The organism is Streptomyces sp. ID05-26A (genome assembly GCF_033794685.1).
In the GTDB taxonomy this organism is placed as follows: domain Bacteria; phylum Actinomycetota; class Actinomycetes; order Mycobacteriales; family Pseudonocardiaceae; genus Lentzea.
This window is the reverse complement of record NZ_JARAYZ010000004.1, coordinates 368344-388980: the sequence shown is the minus strand read 5'-3', so window position 1 is coordinate 388980 and position 20637 is coordinate 368344. Positions and strand designations below refer to the sequence as shown.

Below are 20637 nucleotides of genomic sequence, written 5' to 3'. Positions count from 1 at the left end.
GAACAGGTCGCCTGTAAGAGGGGAAAACAGGGGGATATATGAAGAGGCACGTGCGCGACAGTTTCTTCGTCGTGGGCGAAGGAGTGCTGGAATTCGACGGCAGGGGTGAGGCCACCACGCGTCAGCCCTCCACCGCGGAGGAACTGCGCCGGTTCCGGTTCTCGCGACTGGGGCCGAAGGGGCCGCGGACGGACGAGGAGACGCGGATCGCCCTCGCCTCCGCGATCACCGCGAACGTCCCGCAACCCGACTCGGCCGATCCGGTCGTGCCGGCGGGGTTCACCTACCTCGGTCAGTTCGTCGACCACGACCTGACCATGGACCGCACCGAGTCGCAGCTCGGGCAGGACGTCAACCTCGACGAGCTGACGCAGGGCCGTTCGCCCGCGCTGGACCTCGACTCGGTCTACGGCCGCGGCCCGCGCGACAAGGACGACCAGGTCTTCTACGCCCAGGACGGCGTCAAGTTCAAGGTGGGCACCACGACGCCGGTGCCGTTCCCGGACGAGGGCACCAACGTCCCGTTCGAGGGTTTCGACCTGCCGCGCCGCGGTGGGACGGCCGGCACGGCGGCGGATCGGCGGCTGCCGCTGATCCCGGACGCCCGCAACGACGAGAACCTCGTGGTGGCGCAGACGCACCTCGCGTTCATCCGCTTCCACAACCGCGTGGTCGACGAGCTCGCGCTCACCGGCCTCACGGGCGAGCGGCTGTTCCGCGCCGCCAAGGAACTCGTGGTGCGGCACTACCAGTGGATGCTGCGGACCGACCACCTGCCGAGGATCATCGACCCGGCGATCGTGGACGACGTCTTCACCCACGGCCGCAGGTTCTTCGAGGTGCCCGGTCACTGCCGGGACCACTCGCCGACGATGCCGATCGAGTTCTCGGTCGCCTCGTACCGCTTCGGGCACAGCCAGGTCCGGGCCCGGTACCAGTGGAACCGGGTGTTCAACTCGACCGGTCCCGGCGGTCTCGCGTCGCTGTTCCAGCTGTTCACCTTCACCGGCGTCAGTGGGAACTTCGACCCGAGTTCGGGCACGCCCGCCGACCTCGACGACGTGAACCGGGGCCCGATCTTCACGTTGCCCAGCAACTGGATCGCGGACTTCCGGCGGCTCTACGACTTCACCGAGGCCGAGCGGGACGACCTGGTGCCGCCTGCGGAGTTCGGTGGCGGCAACATCACCAAGCGGATCGACACGCTGCTGGTCGACCCGTTGAAGGAACTGCCGGCCGGCACGTTCGGCGGGCGTGGCACGCAGTTCCGGGAGATCGAGCGCAACCTCGCGTTCCGGAACCTGACCAGGGCCTCGATGATGGAGCTCGCCACCGGCCAGCAGCTCGCCGAGCTGTTCGGCGCCGAGCCGCTCACCGCCGAGCAGATCCTCGTCGGCAACGGCGGCGCGGTCGTCGAAGGACTCTCCGAAGAGCAGAAGGCCCAGCTGGTCGCGGCCACGCCGTTGTGGTTCTACATCCTGCGCGAGGCCGAGGTCGGCAACGGGCTGATGGGCCCGGTCGGCGGCCGGATCACCGCGGAGGTGTTCCACCGCGCGATGGAGGGCAGCCGGATCTCGATCGTGCGCTCGCCGTACTGGCGGCCGACGCTCGGACCGGACTCCAGCACGTTCCGCATGGTCGACCTGCTGCTGTTCGCCTTCGAGGGCAAGGCCGACCTGCTGAACCCGCTGGGCGACCCGGCGAACTGATCTCTTCTCGTACCTCCTGTCTGGCCGGGTGGTGGCAGTCAGACAGGAGAGGGAGATCATGTCGCGTCCAGAAACCACACGCCGCGAAAGCGCAGCGGAACGCTCGACTCGATTTGCGCGAGAGTCCGGAATTCCCCTGCTGCGCATCGGACTGGGGGTCGTGTACCTCTGGTTCGGCGTCCTGAAGCTCTTTCCCGGTGGCAGCCCTGCCCAGGATCTCGTCGAACGCACGGTCTCCGCGCTGACGTTCGGGATCATCCACGGGGATCTGGCCAGGCTCAGTGCCGCGATCTCGGAAATCGGGATCGCCGCGGTCCTGCTGAGCTTCCGCGCACCGCGGCTGACCGCGGTCCTGCTGGTCGGTCACGTCGTGCTGGTGTCGACACCGCTGGTGTTGTTCCCCGGTGAGATGTGGTCCGGTCCGCTGCAGGCGTCGTTCGAAGCCCAGTACATCTTGAAGAACCTGGTGACCGTCGCCGCCGCGGTGGTCATCGCCTCATCACACCCGAGGGTGCGATGACCGGGAGCCGCTCGATCCTCGGGGGATCGGGCGGCTCCCGCCGTTGTACGGTGCTGGGAATGGGGGAAATGTTCGCGCCGTTGGCGCATCCGGCTTTTCGCTGGCTCTTCGCAGGCCGTTTCACGACCGTCATCGGCAACTCGATGGCCCCGATCGCACTGGCTTTCGCCGTGCTCGACCTGACCTCGTCGGTCACCTCGCTCGGCCTCGTCGTCGCCGCGCGATCCGTGACGAACGTGGTGTTCCTGTTGTGGGGCGGGGTGGTCGCGGACCGGCTGCCGCGCCAGCTCGTGCTCGCCGGGTCGTGTGCGGTCAGCTTCGTCAGCCAGGCCCTGATCGCGGCGCTCGTGCTCACCGGAACCGTGTCGCTGCCGTGGTTCGTCGTGCTGTCGGCCGTCAACGGCATGTCGAGCGCGTTCGCCTTCCCGGCCTCCGCGGCGCTGGTGCCGCAGACGGTGCCGGCCGGCCTGCGTCAGCGCGCCAACGCGCTGCTGCGCCTCGGGCTGAACACCGGCAACATCGGCGGCGCGTCGCTCGGCGGGCTGCTGATCGCGTTCACCAGTCCCGGCTGGGGCCTCGCGGTGGACGCGCTGTCGTTCGCGCTGGCCGGCGTGTTCTTCGCGTTCGTGCGCGTGCCCGCCGCCCGTGCCGTGGCCGAGCACAAGCCCTCGGTGTTCTCCGAGCTGAAGGTGGGCTGGACGGAGTTCGTGGCACGGCAATGGGTCTGGGTCGTCGTCGTGGCCTTCACGTTCGTCAACGCGGCGTACGTCGGCGGGGTGTTGATCCTCGGGCCGGTGCTGGCCGACTCCACGTTCGGCCGCGAGGTGTGGGGCCTGGTGCTGGCCTCGCAGACCGCGGGCATGGTCGCGGGCGCGTTCGTCGCGATGCGGCTGAAGGCCCGCCGGCTGCTGCTCGTCGGGGTGGCCTCCGTGGGCACGTTCATGGTGCTGCCGCTCACGATGGTCCTGCACCCGGCACCGTGGGCGCTCGTGCTCGCCGCGTTCGTGTGCGGGCTCGGCCTGGAGCAGTTCGGCGTGGCGTGGGAGACCTCGTTGCAGCACCACGTGCCCGAGGACAAGCTCGCGCGGGTCTACTCCTACGACATGCTCGGGTCGTTCGTGGCGATCCCGCTGGCACAGCTCGCGATCGGGCCGGTGTCGCACGCGGTCGGCACGTCGGCGGCGCTGCTCGGGTGCGCGGCGATCTACGTGCTCGCGACGGCGGGCATGCTCGCGTCCCGGTCGGTGCGGACCGTCGTGAACGAACCCGCCGCGCAGCCCGTTCGATGACTCACACGGCGGCGGTGCCGATCAGCCCGTTGCGCGTCACCCGTGCGGCGAGCTCGGCCTCGGTGAGACCGTCCGTGCCGTCAGGGCGGCGGGGCAGCACCATGTACCGCGACTCGGCGTTCGCGTCCCACACCTCGATCTTGGTGCTCTCGGGCAGGGTGAGCCCGAACTGCTCCAGCACCTCGCGCGGGTGGCTGACCACCTTCGCGCGGTACGCCGTGCTCTTGTACCAGGTGGGGGACGGTCCGAGCAGGGAGAGCGGGTAGCAGCTGCAGAGCGTGCACACGACGACGTTGTGCACGTCCTCGGTGTTCTCGACGACGTGCAGCTGTTGCACCTGCAGGCCGCCGCCCATCGACAGGCCCAGCTCGGGCAGCGCGTCGTTCGCGTTGCCGAGCAGGCGTGCCCGGAAGCCGTCGTCGGTCCAGGCCCGTGCCACGACCCGGAAACCGTTGGCGGGGGAGGCCTTCGTCGCGAACGCCTCCAGCACCTGGTCCAGTTCCCGCGGGTCGAGCAGGCCCTTCTCCTCGAGCACCGCTTCCAGTTCCCGGACGCGGGCGGCGATCGGGGAGTCGTCGTGGTCGTCACTCATCGCTGAGGTAGTCCTCCCAGAGGGACAGCGTCACGTCGTGATCGCCGTGGCCGAACAGTTCGCGTGCGGAGAACCGCACCAGGTACACCTGTTGCGGTTGCTGGATTCCCTGCGCGCTCAGGTCCGCGAGCGGATGAACGCCGTCGCTGCCGATCACCGTGCCGACGCGGCCGCGCGCGTAGTGCGGCAGCCTCGTGTGGTGGTCGGGGTCCACAGCGGACGTCCGGACCCGGTCGCCCGTCCGGTAGCTCTCAGACAACGCCGCGCTCCCTCAACAGCGTCTGGATCGCGCGGAACCAGTTCTCGTAGTACGACGACTCGTGTGACATCGTGCGTTCGACGGCGTCCCGGAACTCGTCGAGGTTGTAGATCCCGCGCCCGATCAACGCCCGGTTCATGGCCATGACGTGCGCTTCCCAGTCGGCGTGGAAGGGCGGTTCGTCCAGTTCCTCGAGAACCGGGCCGAAGCCGTCCTGGCCGCCTACGTCGTTGAGTCTCGGCATCTCACCTCCTGCGCTCAGCCAGATTCTGCGCCGCCTCCCGCCAGTTCGGGAAGTGGAACTCGAATCCGGCCCGCTGGAGCCTGCCTGGCACGACCCGGCGGCTCTTGAGCAGCAGCTCGGTGTCGGTGCGCAGCGCGAACGCCCCGAGCTCGGCCATCCAGCCGGTCGCGGGCAGTCCCACCGGCACCTTCCACGCGCCGCGGAGCTCGCGCATGAACTCCCGTTGCGGCAACGGGTTCGGTGCCGCCAGGTTGACCGCGCCGGTGATCGGTTCCCTGATCAGCAGCGCGACCGCCCGCACGAAGTCGTCGTCGTGGATCCACGAGACGTACTGGCGCCCGCCCGCCACCGGCCCGCCCAGTCCCAGCCGCGCCATCCACGACAGGTAGTCGAAGACGCCGCCCCGGTCGGGGCTCATCACCATCGCGGAGCGCAGCGCGACCTTGCGGGTGCCCGGCGTGTCGGCCTCGTCCAGTTCGGCCTCCCAGCGCTTGGCGATCTCGACGCTGTACGTCCAGTAGCCCGGCACGTCCCGCTCACGGCCGCCGAGGGTCCCGGTCTCCTCGTCGTTGGCCGCGTCGAACCGGTGCGCGTAGATCGTCGCCGTGCTCATCTGCAGCCACACCGCGGGCGGGTTGTCCGCCTTCGCGATGGCCTCGCCGACGACGCGGGCCGAGTCCACCCGTGAGCGCATCATCTGCCGCAGGTTCTCGGCGGTGTAGCGGCAGCTCACGCTCCGCCCGGCCAGGTTGACCACGACGTCGGCGCCGTCGATCTCGTCGGCCCACCTGCCGAGCGTGTGGCCGTCCCAGCGCACGCCGGAGCCGCGGCTGATGATCACCACCTCGTGGCCCGCCGCCTTCAGCGCACGGGTCAGCACGCCGCCGACCTGCCCGGTTCCGCCTGGAATCACGATCTTCATGTCGTCCGTCCCCCTCGTGGCCGACGCTATCGCGCGGTTGCTGAGAGCTGTTTCAGTTATGCTCGCGCAAAACGCTCAAACGAACAGGCGGTCGGTCATGCGGGAGTCCAGCGAGGCGCGACGGCAGCGGATTCTGGCCGTCACAGCGTCGCGGGGCACGGTCAAGGTGAGCGATCTGGCCGAGGAACTCGACGTTTCGATCGTCACGATCAGACGTGACGTCGAAGAGCTCGCACGGCTCGGCAAGCTGCGGCGCGGGCACGGGGTCGTCCGGTCGTTCACGCCCGTCGAGCAGCCGGCGCCGAAACAGGCCACGAACGGTGCGATCGCGCTCGTCGTGCCGGAGCGCCACACGTACCTCTACGAGACGATGAACGGCGCCCGCAAGACCCTCGAAGAGGCCGGCATGCGGGTGGTCCTGCACATCGCGCCGCAGGTCAGGGGTGCGGAGCGGCCCATCGTCGAGAAGGCGCTCACCGAGTCGGTGCAGGGGATGCTGATGGCGCCGCGCTGGCGCACGTTCGAGGAGGAGGCCGAGGACGACTGGCTCGCCGACACCGGCGTGCCGACCGTTCTCATGGAACGCCGCCCGAGCGGGGGCCTGCGGGCGATGAACTCGGTGTGCTCGGACCACTGGTACGGCATGCATCTGGCCGTGAAGCACCTGACCGACCTCGGACACCGTCGGATCGTGCTCGCCGCACGCGACGACAGCCCGACGGCACGCGTGCTGCGCAGGGCGTTCCTGGAGGTCTCGGCAGGCCTGGAGGACGCGGTCGTCATCAGCAGCTCACCGGACGGCGGCCTGGTGGACGTGCTGCGCGGGCGCGGGGCCACGGCGGCGGTGCTGCACGGCGACGAGGACGCGTTGATGCTGGTCCAGCAGATGATCCACGCCGGGATCGACGTGCCGGGGATGTGCTCGGTCGTGTCGTACGACGACGTGGTCGCGTCGCTCGGCAGCATCCCGCTCACGGCCGTCGCGCCGCCGAAGACAGAGGTGGGCAAAGTCGCCGCCGAGCTGCTGCTCCGGAAGCTGAAAGGCGAGGTCGAGGCCACCGCGCGGGTCGAACTGCTGCCCACGCTGAAGATCCGCTCATCGACTGAGCGTTTGACCGTTTCTTGACGGCAAACCGATCAGGCGATCAGGATGCGATCCATGCGCCTGAGTCGTCGCACACTTCTCGCGGCGGGTCTCACGGCACCGTTGGCGGCCTGCTCCACTCCGCAACGCCGCGGTGCCGGAGGTCCGGTAGAGATCACGTTCTGGTCGGCCCTGCGAGGTAGCCAGCAGGTCGTCGACGCGTTCAACTCCTCGCAGAACCGCATCAGGGTGGTCTTCCAGCAGATCCCCTCCGGTGGGCAGGGCGGCTACGCCAAGCTCAGCAACGCGGCTCGTGCGGGCAACGCACCGGACGTCGCCACGATCGAGTACCCGCAGGTCCCGGGGTACGCGATCGACGGCGTGGCCCGGGACATCACCGACCTGGTGACGGACCGCCTGAAGCAGAAGCTGCTGCCGCAGGCCCTCAAGCTCACGACGTTCGACGACCGGGTGTTCAGCGTCCCGCTCGACGTCGAGCCGATGGTCCTGCACTACCGCGCGGACCTGTTCCAGGCCAACGGTTTCGAGATCCCGACGACCTGGGACGAGTTCGCCGGCCTCGCCCGGACGGTGAAGTCCAGGTTCCCCGACAAGAGGCTCGCGCTGTTCCCCACGGACGGCGGCACGCAGTTCGCCTGCCACGCCTGGCAGGCCGGCGCGCAGTGGTTCGACACCAGCGGCGGCAAGTGGCGCGTGTCCCTGGCCGACGAGCCGACCAGGAAGGTCGCGGCCTACTGGCAGGGTCTGATCGACGAGGACCTGGTGTTCCGCAACGCGGGCGACAGCAAGCAGCACGACGCGCAGGTCGGCCAGGACCGGGTGATCACCAGGCTCAGCGGCGCGTGGGACGCGGGCGCGCAGATGAGGGCGAGGCCCGCGCAGAAGGGCAAGTGGCGCATCGCCCCCGTGCCGATCTGGGACGAACCGGTGGTCGGCACCCACGGCGGTTCGACGTTCGCGGTCACCAAGGACTCGCAGGAGCCCGAGGCCGCGATGGAGTTCATCGAATGGCAGTGCACCCACCCGGACGCGCTGACGGCCCGGCTGAAGAGCGGCACCAGCAGCCAGTACCCGGTCGCGCCCGGCCTGGTCGAGGCGGGCGCGAAGGCGTTCCCCGGCGAGTACTACGGCGGCCAGGACATCTACCGGCTCTTCCAGCAGGAGGCGGACAAGATCCGCGACGGCTGGGTGTGGGGCCCGCGGATGACCGCCACCCTGAAGGTCATGCAGGACGGGTTCGCGAAGGCGGGTGCCGGTGTCGGCACGGTGATCGACGCGGTGCGCGAGGCCCAGAGCGGCACGATGCCGGACCTCAAGGCGCTCGGTCTGTCCACTGAGGAGGGTGCGAGGTGAAGAGCAAGCTCGCGTGCGCCGTCCTGATGGCGCCCTTCTTCCTGTTGCTCGTCACGGTCTTCCTCATCCCGACCGGCACGGCGATGTGGCTCAGCTTCTTCGCGGCCGACCAGCCGGGCCTGGGGTTCGGGCCGGAAAGCACGGTGTTCGTCGGCCTGCGCAGTTACGTCGCCGTGCTCAGCGACCCGACGTTCCTCAACAGCCTGCTCACCGTCGTGCTGTACTGCCTGCTCTACATCCCGTTGATGGTCGCCGGCGCGCTCACCCTCGCTCTACTGCTCGACTCCGGCGTGGCGAAGTTGCGCAGCTGGATGCAGATGGGTCTCTACCTGCCGCACGCCGTGCCGGGCATCATCGCGGCCCTGATCTGGCTCTACCTCTACACGCCCGGCCTGAGCCCGATCATCGACCTGTTCGCGGAGGCCGACGTCCAGATCAGCTTCCTCGGCATCAACACCGTCCTGCCGTCGATCGTGAACATCGCCCTGTGGAGCAACCTCGGCTACAACATGGTGATCTTCTACGCCGCGTTGCAGGCCGTGCCCCGCGAGGTGCTGGAGGCGTCCGTCGTGGACGGTGCGGGGCCGGTCAAGCAGGCCCTGCGCATCAAGGCACCGCTGGTGCGCGGCGCCATCGTCACGGTCGGCATCTTCACGCTGATCTGGGCGCTGCAGCTGTTCACCGAGCCCATGCTGCTCAGCCAGTCCACACCGATGATCAGCGCCCGGTTCTCGCCGAGCATGTACATCTTCGACGCCGCCTTCACCCGCAACAACTACGGCCTCGCCGCGGCCGCGTCCGTGATCCTGCTGGCCTTCACGGTCGCGCTGTCCTACGGCGTCACCCGCTGGACGAACAGGAAGGCCGACTGATGACCCTCCTCGGTCGTACCACGGTGAACGTGGTCATCGGCGTCTCGGTGCTCTACACGCTGCTGCCGGTGATGTGGCTGCTGCTCGCCGCCACCAAGAACGTCGACGCCCTCTTCAACAGCGAGCTGTTCGGCGGGTTCTCGCTGGTGGAGAACGTCAAGAACCTGTTCGCGATGGACAAGGGCCTGTACGGGCGCTGGTACGTCAACAGCCTGCTGTACGCGGTGATCGGCGCGGGCGTCAGCGCGTTCATCTCGATCGCCGCCGGGTACGCGTTCGACAAGTACGCCTTCCGCCACAAGGAGAAGCTCTTCGGGCTCGTCCTCGCGGCGGTCATGGTGCCGCAGACCGTGCTCGCCCTGCCGCTGTACCTGATGGCGTCCGAGGCGGGCCTGGTGAACACGTTCTGGGCGGTGTTCATCCCGGCGCTGTTCAACCCGTTCGGCGTCTACCTCGGCCGGATCTTCGCGCAGGGCTACGTGCCCGACGAGGTGCTGGAGGCCGCCCGGATCGACGGCGCGGGCGACCTCGCGACGTACTTCAAGGTCGCGTTCAGGATGCTCGGGCCGGGCATGGTCACGCTGTTCCTGTTCCAGCTCACGACGATCTGGAACAACTTCTTCCTGCCGATGGTCATGCTGTCCGACCAGAAGCTCTACCCCGTCAGCCTGGGCCTCTACCAGTGGAACAGTTCGGCCACGGTGTCGCCCGAGTACTACCCGGTGGTGATCATGGGATCTCTCTTCGCGGTGCTGCCGCTGATCCTCGCGTTCATGTTGCTGCAACGGTTCTGGAAGGCCGGCATGACCGCGGGAGCCGTCAAGTGAGGGCCGCGGGCGTGATGTCGGAGGAGGCCGCCTCCGCCGTCCTCGCGCCCGTGCTCCACGACCTGCGGGCGGTCTGCGACTTCACCGGCGTGCACTCCGGTTTCGAGGGCGTGCCGGACGTCGACCTGCTGGTCACGGGCTGGGGCTGCCCGCCGATCACCGCCGAGGTGCTCGCCCGTCTGCCCCGGTTGAAGGCGATCGTGCACACCGCCGGTTCGGTCAAGGGCTTCGTCACCGACGCCTGCTGGGACCGCGGCGTCGTGGTCTCGTCGGCCGCGCAGGCCAACGCGCTGCCGGTCGCCGAGTACACGGTCGCGATGATCCTGCTCAGCGGCAAACGGGTGCTCGAACGCGCCCGCGAGTACCGCGACACCAAGCAGATGTCGGTCTACGGAGTGCCCGCGTCGGTGGGCAACTTCGGTGCCACCGTCGGCGTCCTGTCGGCGTCGCTGATCGGCCGCCGGGTGATCGAGCTGCTGGCGCCCTACGATTTCCACGTGCTGGTGCACGACCCGTTCGTGACCGAAGTGGACGGTGCCGAGTCCGTGGGCCTGGCCGAGCTGTTCGAGCGCAGTGACGTCGTCAGCGTCCACACGCCGCTGCTGCCGGAGACCACGGGGCTGGTCAGCGGTGAGTTGCTGGGTTTGATGCGTGACGACGCCGTGCTGATCAACACCGCGCGTGGTGCGGTGGTGGACCAGGACGCGCTGGTGTCCGAGGTGGGGCGGATCCGCGCCGTGCTCGACGTGACCGATCCGGAGGTGCTGCCGGCGGACCACCCGTTGTGGCGGTCGGACTCCGTGCTGATCACCCCGCACCTGGCAGGGTCGCAGGGCAACGAGTGGGGGCGGCTCGGGCGGCACGCCGTCGACGAGGTCCGGCGGTGGGCGGCGGGGGAGGGGTTCGCGACCCCGGTGCCCGCGGATCGCCGGGAGAGGATCGCGTGACCAGGTTGCAGGTAGAGCGAAGGGAACGCAGCACGTGAAACTCCCACCCCCCGACCACGTCCTGAGCCCGCACACCGGTTTCACCCGCGACCACTGGGTGGCCGTCGCGGACGGCCTGCTCGACGCCGCCTGGCGGCACGCCTCCCCGGACCAGGCGTTCCTGGACCTGCCCGGCCGTCCCTCCCGCAGCGGCGTCCGGTCGGACGGCCTGGAGGGGTACGCCCGCACGTTCCTCGCGGCGGCCTTCCGCACCGCGCACGACGGGGACCCGCACAACCTGCTGGAGCGCTACGCCGCGGGACTGACCGCGGGCACGGCGGGGCAGTGGCCCGAGATCTTCGACGTCGGCCAGCCCATGGTCGAGTCCGCCTCGGTGGCGCTGGGTCTGCGCCTCACCAGGTCGTCGCTCTGGGACAGGCTGTCCGAGCCGGTCCAGGACCGCGCCGAGGCCTGGCTGCGGGGGGCGCTGCGGCACGTTCCGGCGGCCAACAACTGGTACTTCTTCCCGTACACCGTGGCGTCCTTCCTGGAGTCGGTCGGCCGCGGCGACGACGAGACGCGCCAGGCGAAGCAGCGCGCCATGGAACTGCTGCGCGGCTGGTACGTCGGCGACGGCTGGTACTCCGACGGCGACGGCCGCGCGTTCGACCACTACAACGGCTGGGCGCTGCACCTCTACCCCGCGTTGGACGCGTACCTCGACGGCCATCCGGCCAGCACGTACCTGCGCGAGCACCTGGAGAGCTTCCACCTGCTCTTCGGCGCGGACGGTGCCCCGCTCTACTTCGGACGGTCGCTCACCTACCGCTTCGCCGCCGCGTCCGCCGTGGCGCTCGGCGCGGTCACCCGGGACACGCCGCTGAGCTTCGGCCACTCCCGGCACCTCATCAGCAACTCGCTCAAGTACTTCCTCGACCGGGGTTCGCTCACCGACGGCCTGCTCAGCCTCGGCTGGCACGGTCCGCACGAGGCCGGCCTCCAGCCGTACTCGGGACCTGCCTCGCCGTACTGGGCCTCCAAGGCGTTCGTCTGCCTGCTCGCCCGTGCGGATCATCCACTGTGGACCGAGACGGAGGAGGCCCCGGACGAGGACCGCGCGCTCGCGCTGCCGGGCCCCGGCTTCCTGATCCAGCGGCACAACGGCGTCACGAGGCTGCACAACCACGGCAGCGACCACGTCCGGCCGTTCGAGGGCGAGTACGCCACCGAGGACGACCCGCTCTACAGCCGGTTCGCCTACTCGACCGCCAGCGGCCCGACCTCGCAGCACAACGTCGCCGACAACCACCTCAGCCTCACGATCCGGGGAGACCGCAGTGTGCGCCGGCGGATCCACCCGCTGGGCGCGCGGGACAACTGGGCCGCGTCGTGGCACCGGCCGGTGTTCGACGCGAACCAGCCGACCGTGCCGGGGCTGCGGGTCGAGAGCGTCACGGCCGTGTGGGACGACCAGGAACTGCGGATCCACCGCGTGATCGGCGCGCCGCCGGGCACGGTGGCGGAGCTGACGGGGTGGGCCACGGACCTGCCCTCGCCGCTGCGGGGCGTGCGGGGCTGGACCGGGGTGGCGTGGCAGACGGCGCCGCAGGGCACCGCCTTCACCACGACCGCGACCGTTCCGACGCTGACGGCGGACGTCGAGGGAACGGTCACGCTCGCGGCGGTGGCGGTCCTGGGCGGCACGATCGCCGAGGTGGACTGGGACGCCCGCGTGGACGAGGTCCTGAAGGCGACGCTGGACGCTCCGGAACGGTCAGGCTGACCGCGGACCGGCCTGATCGCGGACCGGACGCCCTGGAACGCCAGGCTGATCGCGGACCGGCCTGATCGCGGACCGGACACCCCGGAACGCCAGCCGACCGCGGACCGGCCTGACCTTCCGGCACGACCGGAACGGTCAGGCTGACTCGCGGACCACGAGCGACGTCGGCAGGATCAGCGACGTCGGCGTGTCCCCGTCGATCAGCCGCAGCAGCATCCGCGTCATCTCCCGCCCCAGCGCGTCGATCGGCTGCCGCACGGTCGTCAGCGCCGGGGTGGTGTGCTGCGCCGTCACGATGTCGTTGAACCCCACCACCGCGACGTCCGACGGCACCGGGATCCCCCGCGCGGCCAGCACGGACAACGCCCCGGCCGCCATCGCGTCCGACGCCACGAACACGGCGTCCAGGTCGGGGAAGCGGTCCAGCAGCGAGGTCATCGCCGCGGCACCGCCCGCCTCGCTGAAGTCGGCGTGCGCGACCCGTGAGTCGTCTAGCCCGGCCAGCACGACGGCCTCGCGGTAGCCCAGGTACCGCGCGACACCGACGTGCTGGTCCTGGCCGCCGGTGATCGTCGCGATCCGGCGCCGTCCCGACGAGATCAGGTACTCGACGGCCTCGCGCGCGCCGCCCCGGTTGTCCGCGTCGACGTAGTACCGGGGCTCCGAGTCGAGCGAGCGGCCGCCGTGCACCACGGGCACGCCGCTCGACTCGGCCAGCGCGGACAACGGGTCGTTCTCCTTCAACGCCAGCAGCATCACGCCGTCGGCCGCGCGCGCCTTGAAGATCCGGGAGAGCCGGGCCCGGCCGCGGTCGGACGCGGCGAGCACCAGGTGCAGCTCCAGGTCGGTCTCCTCGACCACCGCGTTGACGCCGGTGACGACCTGGGCGAAGAACAGGTTCGCGAACAGGCCGGGGTCGTCGCTCGAGATGGCCAGCACGACGGACCCGCGGCGTTGCCCGGCCAGCGACTGCGCGGTCTTGTTCGGGACGTACCCGAGCTGGTCGATCGCGCGCTCGACCGCGGCACGGGCCTTGCCGCTCACGTGCGGTGCGTTGTTGATCACCCGCGAGACGGTGCCGGTGGACACTCCGGCGTGTTTCGCCACGTCGTCCACGGTCACCGGCCGGCTGTTCATGCCCATAGTCTGCCTCACGCCTTGATCGCGCCGTCCATGATGCCGCCGATGATCTGCTTGCCGAACAGCACGAACACCACCAGGAGCGGCACCGTCGACACCAGCGCGCCGGCGAACATCAGCGTGTAGTCGGTGTAGTAGGTGGTCGACAGCTGCGACAGCGAGAACTGCACGGTCGGGTTGTCCGCTTCGAGCACCGCGAGCGGCCACAGGAACTCGTTCCACGTCCCCATGAACGTGAACAGCCCGAGCACCGCCGCACCCGGCCGCAACGCGGGCAGCACGACCGTCCAGTAGATCCGGAACGTCGAACAGCCGTCCACCCGCGCCGCCTCGATCAGCTCGTCCGGCACGGCCTTCTCCGCGTACTGGCGCATCATGAACACGCCGAACGCGGACACCAGCGACGGCACGACGATCGCCTCGAGGCGGTTCTGCCAGCCCAGCTCCACCATGATCAGGTACAGCGGGATGATGCCCATCTGCACCGGGATCATCATGGTGCCGAGGATGACCAGCAGCAGCGCGTTGCGGCCGCGGAACCGCAGCTTGGCGAACGCGAAACCCGCCAGGGTGCTGAAGAAGACCACCGACACGGTCACCACGGCGGACGACAGCGCGGAGTTCCCCATGCCCAGCAGGAAGTTCGCCTGGTCGGCGTCGAAGAGCCTGCCGACGTTCTCCGCCAGGTTCGGGCCGGGCAGCAACGGCGGTGGCCAGTCGCCGACGACGTCGTTCGCGCGTGTCGCCACCACGAACAGCCAGTACAGGGGGAACGCGGACAGCGCGATCGCCGCGGCCAGCGTCAGCCGGAGCATCATCGGCTCCTCCTCGTGATCAGGAAGTTCACCACGGCCAGCAGCGTGATCAGCAGGAAGATCACCCACGCCACGGCGGAGCCGTAGCCGTAGTCGAAGTCGCGGAAGGCCTTCTCGAACATGAACATCGACACGGTCTGGAACTGCCGCAGGCTGCCGCCGGAGATCGCGAACCCGCCCTGCGCGAAGATCAGCGGCTCGGTGAACAGCTGCATGCCCGCGATCGTCGACATGATCACGGTGAACAGGATCGCCGGCCTGATGTTCGGCACGGTGATGCTGAAGAACTGCCGCACCTTCGACGCACCGTCCACAGTGGCCGCCTCGTAGAGGTCCTTCGGCACCGCCTGCATCGCGGCGAGGTAGATCAGCGCGTTGTAGCCGGTCCAGCGCCAGTTCACCATCGTCGCGATCGCCGTCCACGACGACCACTTGTCGGCGTGCCAGTCGACCGGGGAGACGCCGACCAGGCCCAGCAGCCCGTTCGCCATGCCCGCGTCGCGGTCGAAGATCTGGCTGAACACGATGCCGACGGCCGCCACCGACGTCACGATCGGGAGCAGCACGCCCATCCGCAGGAACGTGAGCCCGCGCAGCTTCTGGTTGAGCAACGACGCCAGCACCAGCGCGCCGAACAGCTGCGGCACCGTGGCCAGCACGAGCATGCCGATCGTGTTGAACGTGGCGTTCCAGAAGTCCGGGTCGCCGAACAACGTCGTGTAGTTGTCGAGGCCGACGAACCCGCCCTGCCCGGCGATGTCCCACTCGTGCAACGACACCCAGGCCGTGTACACGAGCGGGAACAGCCCGAACGCCGCGAAGATCACGAAGAAGGGCGCGACGTACAGGTACGGCGCCCACTTCGAGTCGAGAGACTTCACTTGACCAGCCGCTTGGCGTCGTCGACGGCCTTGGTCCACGCGTCGGCGGGCGTCAGCTTGCCCTGCTCGACGGCGGTCAGCGCGTTGGCCACCCGGTCGTTGATCGCGATGTTGTCCGGCCCGAGGTAGACGGGCTTGAGCGCCTTCACGCTCTCGCCGAAGATCTTGCCCACCGGTGCGTCGCTGAAGTACGGGTTGGTGAAGTCGCGCACCGCCGGGTCGTCGATGGCCTGCGGCGACGACGGGAAGTTGTTCTTCGACTTGAACGCCGCAGTCTGCCCCTTCGCGCTGGTCAGGAACTTCGCCAGCTCGGCGGCCTCCTTCTGGTGCTTGCTCTGCTTGGGCACCGCGAGGAACGAACCGCCGCGCACCGCGCCGTCACCGGGCACGCGGGTGACGTCCCACTTGCCCTCGAGCTCCGGCCCGGACTGCTTCTCGATCGTGCCGAGCATCCAGGACGGGCACGGGATCGTGGCGAACGCGCCGTTCTTGAAGCCCGCGTTCCACTGCGGACTCCACTGGTCGACGTTCGCGGAGAGGCCGGCCTCGATCATCTTGATCGTCGTGTCCCACGCGGTGCGCACGGCCGGGTTGCTGTCGATCACCAGCTTGTTCGCCGTGTCGTAGTAGGTGTGATCACCCTGCTGCATCAGCACGTTCTGGTAGACGCCACCGGCCGAGTCGAAGAACTTGGCGCCCTTGAAAGACTTCCCGACCTCGACGTACTTGTCCCACGTGGGCCACAGCGCGCCGACCTGCTCGCGGTCGCTCGGCAGTCCCGCGGCCTCGAAGAGGTCCTTGCGGTAGCACATGCCCTGCGCGCCGACGTCCGTGCCGAGCCCGACGATCTTGCCGTCGCCCGTGACGGCCTGCTTCCACTTCCACGGCAGGAAGTTCGGCTCCAGTTCGGCCGCGCCGTGCTCGCGCAGGTCCGCGAACTGGTCGGGCTTCGCCATGAACTGGACGAGAATGCCCTCCTCCAGCGCCACCACGTCGCCCGCGCCCTTGCCGGTCTGCATCCACTGCTGCAGCTTCGGCGAGTAGTCGCCGAGCTTGCCGATGTTCTCCTCCTTGATCTTCACACCGGGGTGCGCGGCCTCGTACTCGCGGTAGAGGTCCTTGTAGCCGAACTGGCTGAAGGTCTTCACGACCAGGGTCGTGGCGCCGTCGGTGGCGGCCGGGGCACCGCAGCCCGCGAGCACGCAGACAGCGGCCAGTGCGATGAGTCTGGACAAGGGGGACCTCCAGGTCCGGCGGTTGTTCCGGAAGCGATTACGGTCTTTTGAAGTGCTGTGATGTGGCGTACAGTTCGCCGAAATTGGAAGCGCTTCCAAAACTGTAACCACGAGATGACGCATCTGTGAAGAGGCCACCAATGTCTGTTGGACTCAGATCCACCGCCGCCGCCCTGCCGGTCGTGCTGGCGCTGGCGCTCGCCACCCCGGCCCTCGCCGCCGGTCACGAACGCGTGCTGAACGGCGGCTTCGACGCGGGCAAGACCCCGTGGTGGAGCAGCGGGAACACGCCGTCGAAGGTCGTGGACGGACGGCTCTGCGCCGACGTTCCGGCGGGGACGGTGAACCCGTGGAGCTCGATGATCGGCCAGAACGACATCCCGCTGGAGGCCGGTCAGCCCTACACGCTGCGGTTCACCGCGTCCGCCACCAGGACCGTCACGGTCCGCGCGGTCGTCGGGTCGACGCTGAACAAGGCCGCGGCGCTCACGCCGGCTCCGCAGACGTTCGAGTTCACCGGGAACTCGACGGTCTCGGACATCCACCAGCAGGTGTCGCTGCAGATGGGCGGCGCGACCGAGCCGTACACGCTGTGCCTGGACGACGTGTCGCTGACCGGTGGCGCGATCCCGCCCGGCGGCGGCTGGACCTACGGCTCACCGGTGCGCGTCAACCAGCACGCCTACGACGTCGACGGGCCGAAGCGGTCCACCGTCGTCAGCACGTCGGCCACACCCCTGTCGTGGCAACTGAAGGACGCCGGCGGCAGCACGGTCCGGAGTGGACGGACGGAGGTGCGCGGCGCGGACGCGTCGTCCGGAGACAGCGTGCACATCGCGGACTTCACGACCTACCGCAAGGCGGGCAGTGGTTTCACGCTCGTCGTGGGACAGGACGTCTCGCAGCCGTTCGACCTCGCGAAGAACCCGTACGCGCAGCTCAGCGAGGACGCGCTGCAGTACTTCCACCACAACAGGAGTGGCATCGAGATCGACGCCGCACGCGTGGGGGAGAAGTACGCGCGGCCTGCCGGACACCTCAGTGACGCGTCGGTTCCCTGTCTGCCGGGCGTGTGCGACTACTCGCTGGACGTGCGCGGCGGCTGGTACGACGCGGGCGACCACGGCAAGTACGTGGTGAACGGCGCGCTCGCCGCGTGGCAGCTGATGGACTCCTACGAACAGTCCCCGCGCCCGGACGTCCTCGACGAGGCGCGCTGGGAGGTCGAGTTCCTGATGCGCATGCAGGCGCCGGACGGCATGGTCCACCACAAGATCCACGACCTGGCCTGGACCGCGCTGCCGACGCTGCCGCACCTCGATCCGCAGCCTCGCTACCTGCACGCCGTCTCCACCGCGGCCACGCTGAACCTCGCCGCCGCGGGTGCCCGGTGCGCGCGGGTGATCCCCGGCCTCGCGGCCCGGTGCCGGACCGCCGCCGAACGCGCGTGGAAGGCCGCCAACGAGAACCCGGCGGTCTACGCACCGCGCGAGGACAACGTCGGCGGTGGCGCGTACGACGACACGAACGTCAGCGACGAGTTCTCCTGGGCCGCAACGGAGTTGTACGCGCTGACGGGTGACCGCGAGTATCTGAAGCGGATCACCACGAAGCTGACCAAGGACGGCTTCTCGTGGAAGGACACCGGCGCGCTCGCGGACCTCGCGATCCTGCGCACGCCCTGGCGGTTCCCGCTGGACAAGGTCGTCCTCGCGAAGCTCCGGCTGATCACCGTCGCGAACGGCTACGTGAAGTCGGTGCGGGAACAGGGTTATCCCGATCCGGTGCCCGGCTACCTCTGGGGCTCCACGAGTTCCACCGCCAACGCCGCGATGATCATGGCTCGCGCACATGACCTGACGAGGCTCCCGAAGTATCGCGACGCCGTTCTGGAGTCGTTCGACTACCTCCTGGGCCGCAACGCGGTGAACCGGTCGTTCGTCAGCGGCTACGGCGAGCAGGCCGCGCGCAACCAGCACCACCGCCACTGGGCCAACCAGCTCGACCCCAAGCTGCCGAACCCGCCCGCCGGCGCGCTCGCCGGTGGCCCGAACACCGGGTTGCAGGACCCGGTGGCGCAGCAGAACCTGCGCGGTTGCTCGCCCGCCAAGTGCTACATCGACGACATCGGTTCGTGGTCGACGAACGAGGTCGCGATCAACTGGAACTCCGCACTGGCATGGGTGGCCGCGTACGCAGATTCCCGTTAGCAGGAAGGAGATCCACAATGAGGTGGGTCCTGGCTGTGGCAACACTGCTGTTCCTCTTACCCGCGCCCGCACACGCGGCGAGTCCGATCGAGCTGACGAGCGGTTTCTACGTCAACCCGAACTCGTCGCCCGCGGTGTGGGCGCGGGCCAACCCCGGTGACGCGCGAGCGTCGCGGATCCAGGCGTCGATCGGGTCCAAGCCGATCGCGCGCTGGTTCGGCAACGACCCGAACATCGGCAGCCTCGTCGCCAACTACACCGGTGCCGCGGACGGCAACGACAAGCTGCCGGTGCTCGTCGCCTACAACCTGCCCGGCCGGGACGCGTGCGGCGGGCATTCCGGTGGCGGGGCGGGATCCCCGGCGGCCTACCGGACGTGGATCTCCGGCTTCGCGGCGGGCATCGGCACGAAACCGGCGGTGGTCGTGATCGAGCCCGACGCGCTGGGCGACTTCGAGTGCATGACGCAGACGCAGATCAACGAACGCAACGCGATGCTCGTCTACGCCACGCAGATGTTCCAGCAGAAGGCGCCCAACACGTACGCGTACCTGGACGGCGGCAACGCGGGCTGGGTCCCGGCGGCCACGATGGCCTCGCGCCTGAACGCGGCGGGTGTGCGCAACGTGCGCGGTTTCTCGGTGAACGTGTCGAACTACTACACGACCAGCGCGTCGGCGAGCTACGGCAACGCGGTCGTGTCGGCGCTGGGCGGCGGGCCGAGGTTCGTCATCGACACGAGCCGCAACGCCAACGGCAGCAGCGGCGAGTGGTGCAACCCGGCAGGCCGCAGGCTCGGCGTCACGGCGCAGGTCGGCGGCGGCGCGGAGATGCTGCTGTGGGTGAAGACGCCGGGCAACTCCGACGGCCAGTGCGGCATCGCGCCGACCGTGCCCGCCGGTCAGTTCAGCCCGGCCATCGCCATCCGGCTCATCGACGGCACCTGACCGGAGGAGTTCCACCCGGGGTAACGCGGCGGCGGCAGGCTCGATGAAGGGATGTGCGCATCACCCTTCTCGCCGCCGCCGCGTTCCTGCTCGCAGCCTGCACCTCCGAGCCGGAAGCCGCCCCGACGCAGGCCCCGGCGACCCAGACGACCGTCGAGCAGCCCGCCGGGAACGGCCCGAACTGCGCGAACGCGAACTCGTCCGTCGTGGGCAAGGCGCTCAACCTGAGGTTGCAGGGCCAGCGGGAGACCGTCGACAAGGCCGTCACGACCTGCAACTACGTGGGCGCGGGCATGCCGGTCGAGGTGCGGTTCACGACGAACGCGACCGCGGCGACGTTCGCCAAGAGCCGCCCGGAGAAGGCCAAGGCCATCGAGGGCTTCCTCGACGAGGCCTACGAGGCCACGTCCGGGGGCGCCGAGACCGGTCAGCACACGGTGGCCGCGCGCAAGGGCAAGACGCAGATCGAGGTGATGTCGCCCGCGGGCGTCGAGCCGTCGAAGAAGCTGATCACCGACCTGCTCGCCCGGATCTAGCGGGCCGGCGGCGCACCGGCCGGGGTCACCGGACGGGCACGTCGAAGAACGACAGCACGCGGCCTCCCGGCGCGAGCCACGGCTCCACCAGTGCCCGGGCCCGGTCCGGATCCCGGTGGAACAGCCCGACCCGCACCGCGAACACCAGGTCGAACCGCCGGTCGCCGAGGTTCATGTCCTCCAGCGACGCGATGAGGAACTCCGCCTTGCCCGACGCCACGTACACGGCGTTGCGGCGGGTCGCGGTCTCGACCATCTTCACCGAGCGGTCGACCGCGGTGAGCGTGCCGGTGGACAGCAGCTGGCACACCATCGTGGCGGCCACGCCCTGACCGCAGCCGATCTCCAGCACGCGGTCGGAAGGCCGGACGGCGAGTTGGCCGACCACACCCCGCAGACGCTCGCTCATGGTCCACATCATGCGTCAGCACGGCGGGCGGGGCCACTCCCGCAGCCCCGCCCAGCGGGGATC

Annotated in this window: 21 protein-coding genes; 12 read left to right on the top strand and 9 right to left on the bottom strand. The window is 69.4% G+C overall.

Features of this window, described 5'->3' with window-relative positions; all coding sequences use genetic code 11:
• The first annotated feature begins 50 nt into the window (after window positions 1-50).
• The 3 genes from PV646_RS33070 to PV646_RS33060 all read left to right on the top strand — a co-directional run bounded on the left by PV646_RS33070 (window position 51) and on the right by PV646_RS33060 (window position 3518).
• The gene (locus tag PV646_RS33070; RefSeq protein WP_500346224.1) at window positions 51-1709 is read left to right on the top strand and encodes a peroxidase family protein; all 1659 of its coding nucleotides are present in this window, start codon (window positions 51-53) and stop codon (window positions 1707-1709) included.
• Window positions 1710-1869: 160 nt separating this feature from the next.
• Window positions 1870-2229, top strand: a complete 360-nt coding sequence (locus PV646_RS33065; protein WP_500346223.1) for a hypothetical protein — start codon at window positions 1870-1872, stop codon at window positions 2227-2229.
• A gap of 59 nt (window positions 2230-2288) precedes the next feature.
• Window positions 2289-3518 carry an MFS transporter gene (locus tag PV646_RS33060; RefSeq protein ID WP_500346222.1) on the top strand — a complete coding sequence of 410 codons (1230 nt, stop codon included), beginning with the start codon at window positions 2289-2291 and terminating at the stop codon, window positions 3516-3518.
• Between the two features lies 1 nt (window position 3519).
• Here PV646_RS33060 and PV646_RS33055 read toward each other — a convergent pair whose 3' ends face one another.
• Genes PV646_RS33055 through PV646_RS33040 form a run of 4 tightly spaced genes read right to left on the bottom strand, consistent with a single transcriptional unit; the run spans window position 3520 to window position 5535 of the window.
• A complete protein-coding gene (locus PV646_RS33055; RefSeq protein WP_500346221.1) occupies window positions 3520-4110 on the bottom strand; it encodes a nitrile hydratase subunit alpha in 591 nt (196 codons plus the stop codon).
• Window positions 4103-4369 (bottom strand): SH3-like domain-containing protein, encoded by a 267-nt coding sequence (locus PV646_RS33050; protein ID WP_500346220.1) that lies wholly within the window; start codon window positions 4367-4369, stop codon window positions 4103-4105. The genes PV646_RS33055 and PV646_RS33050 overlap by 8 nt, the downstream gene beginning before the upstream one ends.
• Window positions 4362-4613 (bottom strand): hypothetical protein, encoded by a 252-nt coding sequence (locus tag PV646_RS33045; protein WP_500346219.1) that lies wholly within the window; start codon window positions 4611-4613, stop codon window positions 4362-4364. Before PV646_RS33045 ends, PV646_RS33050 begins: the two co-directional genes overlap by 8 nt.
• 1 nt (window position 4614) lies before the next feature.
• Window positions 4615-5535: a TIGR01777 family oxidoreductase gene (locus PV646_RS33040; RefSeq protein ID WP_500346218.1), complete on the bottom strand. Its 921-nt coding sequence runs from the start codon at window positions 5533-5535 to the stop codon at window positions 4615-4617.
• Between the two features lie 97 nt (window positions 5536-5632).
• On the opposite strand from PV646_RS33040, the gene PV646_RS33035 reads away from it, so the two are divergent.
• Genes PV646_RS33035 through PV646_RS33010 form a run of 6 tightly spaced genes read left to right on the top strand, consistent with a single transcriptional unit; the run spans window position 5633 to window position 12401 of the window.
• A complete protein-coding gene (locus PV646_RS33035; RefSeq protein WP_500346217.1) occupies window positions 5633-6661 on the top strand; it encodes a substrate-binding domain-containing protein in 1029 nt (342 codons plus the stop codon).
• A gap of 33 nt (window positions 6662-6694) precedes the next feature.
• Complete coding sequence (locus tag PV646_RS33030) at window positions 6695-7993, top strand: ABC transporter substrate-binding protein (RefSeq protein WP_500346216.1); 1299 nt, start codon at window positions 6695-6697, stop codon at window positions 7991-7993.
• Between the two features lie 26 nt (window positions 7994-8019).
• Window positions 8020-8865, top strand: a complete 846-nt coding sequence (locus PV646_RS33025) for a carbohydrate ABC transporter permease (RefSeq protein WP_500346513.1) — start codon at window positions 8020-8022, stop codon at window positions 8863-8865.
• Window positions 8865-9692, top strand: coding sequence for a carbohydrate ABC transporter permease (locus tag PV646_RS33020; protein WP_500346215.1), 828 nt, complete (start codon window positions 8865-8867; stop codon window positions 9690-9692). Before PV646_RS33025 ends, PV646_RS33020 begins: the two co-directional genes overlap by 1 nt.
• A gap of 14 nt (window positions 9693-9706) precedes the next feature.
• The gene (locus PV646_RS33015; protein WP_500346512.1) at window positions 9707-10639 is read left to right on the top strand and encodes a hydroxyacid dehydrogenase; all 933 of its coding nucleotides are present in this window, start codon (window positions 9707-9709) and stop codon (window positions 10637-10639) included.
• Window positions 10640-10673: 34 nt separating this feature from the next.
• Window positions 10674-12401, top strand: a complete 1728-nt coding sequence (locus PV646_RS33010; RefSeq protein WP_500346214.1) for a DUF2264 domain-containing protein — start codon at window positions 10674-10676, stop codon at window positions 12399-12401.
• Between the two features lie 135 nt (window positions 12402-12536).
• Here PV646_RS33010 and PV646_RS33005 read toward each other — a convergent pair whose 3' ends face one another.
• Genes PV646_RS33005 through PV646_RS32990 form a run of 4 tightly spaced genes read right to left on the bottom strand, consistent with a single transcriptional unit; the run spans window position 12537 to window position 16472 of the window.
• Window positions 12537-13538: a LacI family DNA-binding transcriptional regulator gene (locus PV646_RS33005; protein WP_500346213.1), complete on the bottom strand. Its 1002-nt coding sequence runs from the start codon at window positions 13536-13538 to the stop codon at window positions 12537-12539.
• A 14-nt stretch (window positions 13539-13552) separates the two neighbouring features.
• Entirely contained in the window at window positions 13553-14359 is an 807-nt protein-coding gene (locus PV646_RS33000; protein ID WP_500346212.1) for a carbohydrate ABC transporter permease, read from the bottom strand.
• On the bottom strand, window positions 14356-15276 hold the full coding sequence (locus tag PV646_RS32995; RefSeq protein ID WP_500346211.1) for a carbohydrate ABC transporter permease: 921 nt from the start codon (window positions 15274-15276) through the stop codon (window positions 14356-14358). The genes PV646_RS33000 and PV646_RS32995 overlap by 4 nt, the downstream gene beginning before the upstream one ends.
• Window positions 15234-16472 carry an ABC transporter substrate-binding protein gene (locus PV646_RS32990; protein ID WP_500346210.1) on the bottom strand — a complete coding sequence of 413 codons (1239 nt, stop codon included), beginning with the start codon at window positions 16470-16472 and terminating at the stop codon, window positions 15234-15236. The genes PV646_RS32995 and PV646_RS32990 overlap by 43 nt, the downstream gene beginning before the upstream one ends.
• A 140-nt stretch (window positions 16473-16612) precedes the next feature.
• Here PV646_RS32990 and PV646_RS32985 point away from each other — a divergent pair, with 140 nt between their 5' ends.
• Genes PV646_RS32985 through PV646_RS32975 form a run of 3 tightly spaced genes read left to right on the top strand, consistent with a single transcriptional unit; the run spans window position 16613 to window position 20165 of the window.
• Window positions 16613-18682, top strand: coding sequence for a glycoside hydrolase family 9 protein (locus PV646_RS32985; RefSeq protein WP_500346209.1), 2070 nt, complete (start codon window positions 16613-16615; stop codon window positions 18680-18682).
• 17 nt (window positions 18683-18699) lie between these two features.
• Window positions 18700-19629, top strand: a complete 930-nt coding sequence (locus tag PV646_RS32980) for a glycoside hydrolase family 6 protein (protein WP_500346208.1) — start codon at window positions 18700-18702, stop codon at window positions 19627-19629.
• Between the two features lie 53 nt (window positions 19630-19682).
• Window positions 19683-20165, top strand: a complete 483-nt coding sequence (locus PV646_RS32975; protein ID WP_500346207.1) for a hypothetical protein — start codon at window positions 19683-19685, stop codon at window positions 20163-20165.
• Window positions 20166-20190: 25 nt separating this feature from the next.
• Here PV646_RS32975 and PV646_RS32970 read toward each other — a convergent pair whose 3' ends face one another.
• A complete protein-coding gene (locus PV646_RS32970; RefSeq protein ID WP_500346206.1) occupies window positions 20191-20574 on the bottom strand; it encodes a class I SAM-dependent methyltransferase in 384 nt (127 codons plus the stop codon).
• Between the last annotated feature and the right edge of the window lie 63 nt (window positions 20575-20637).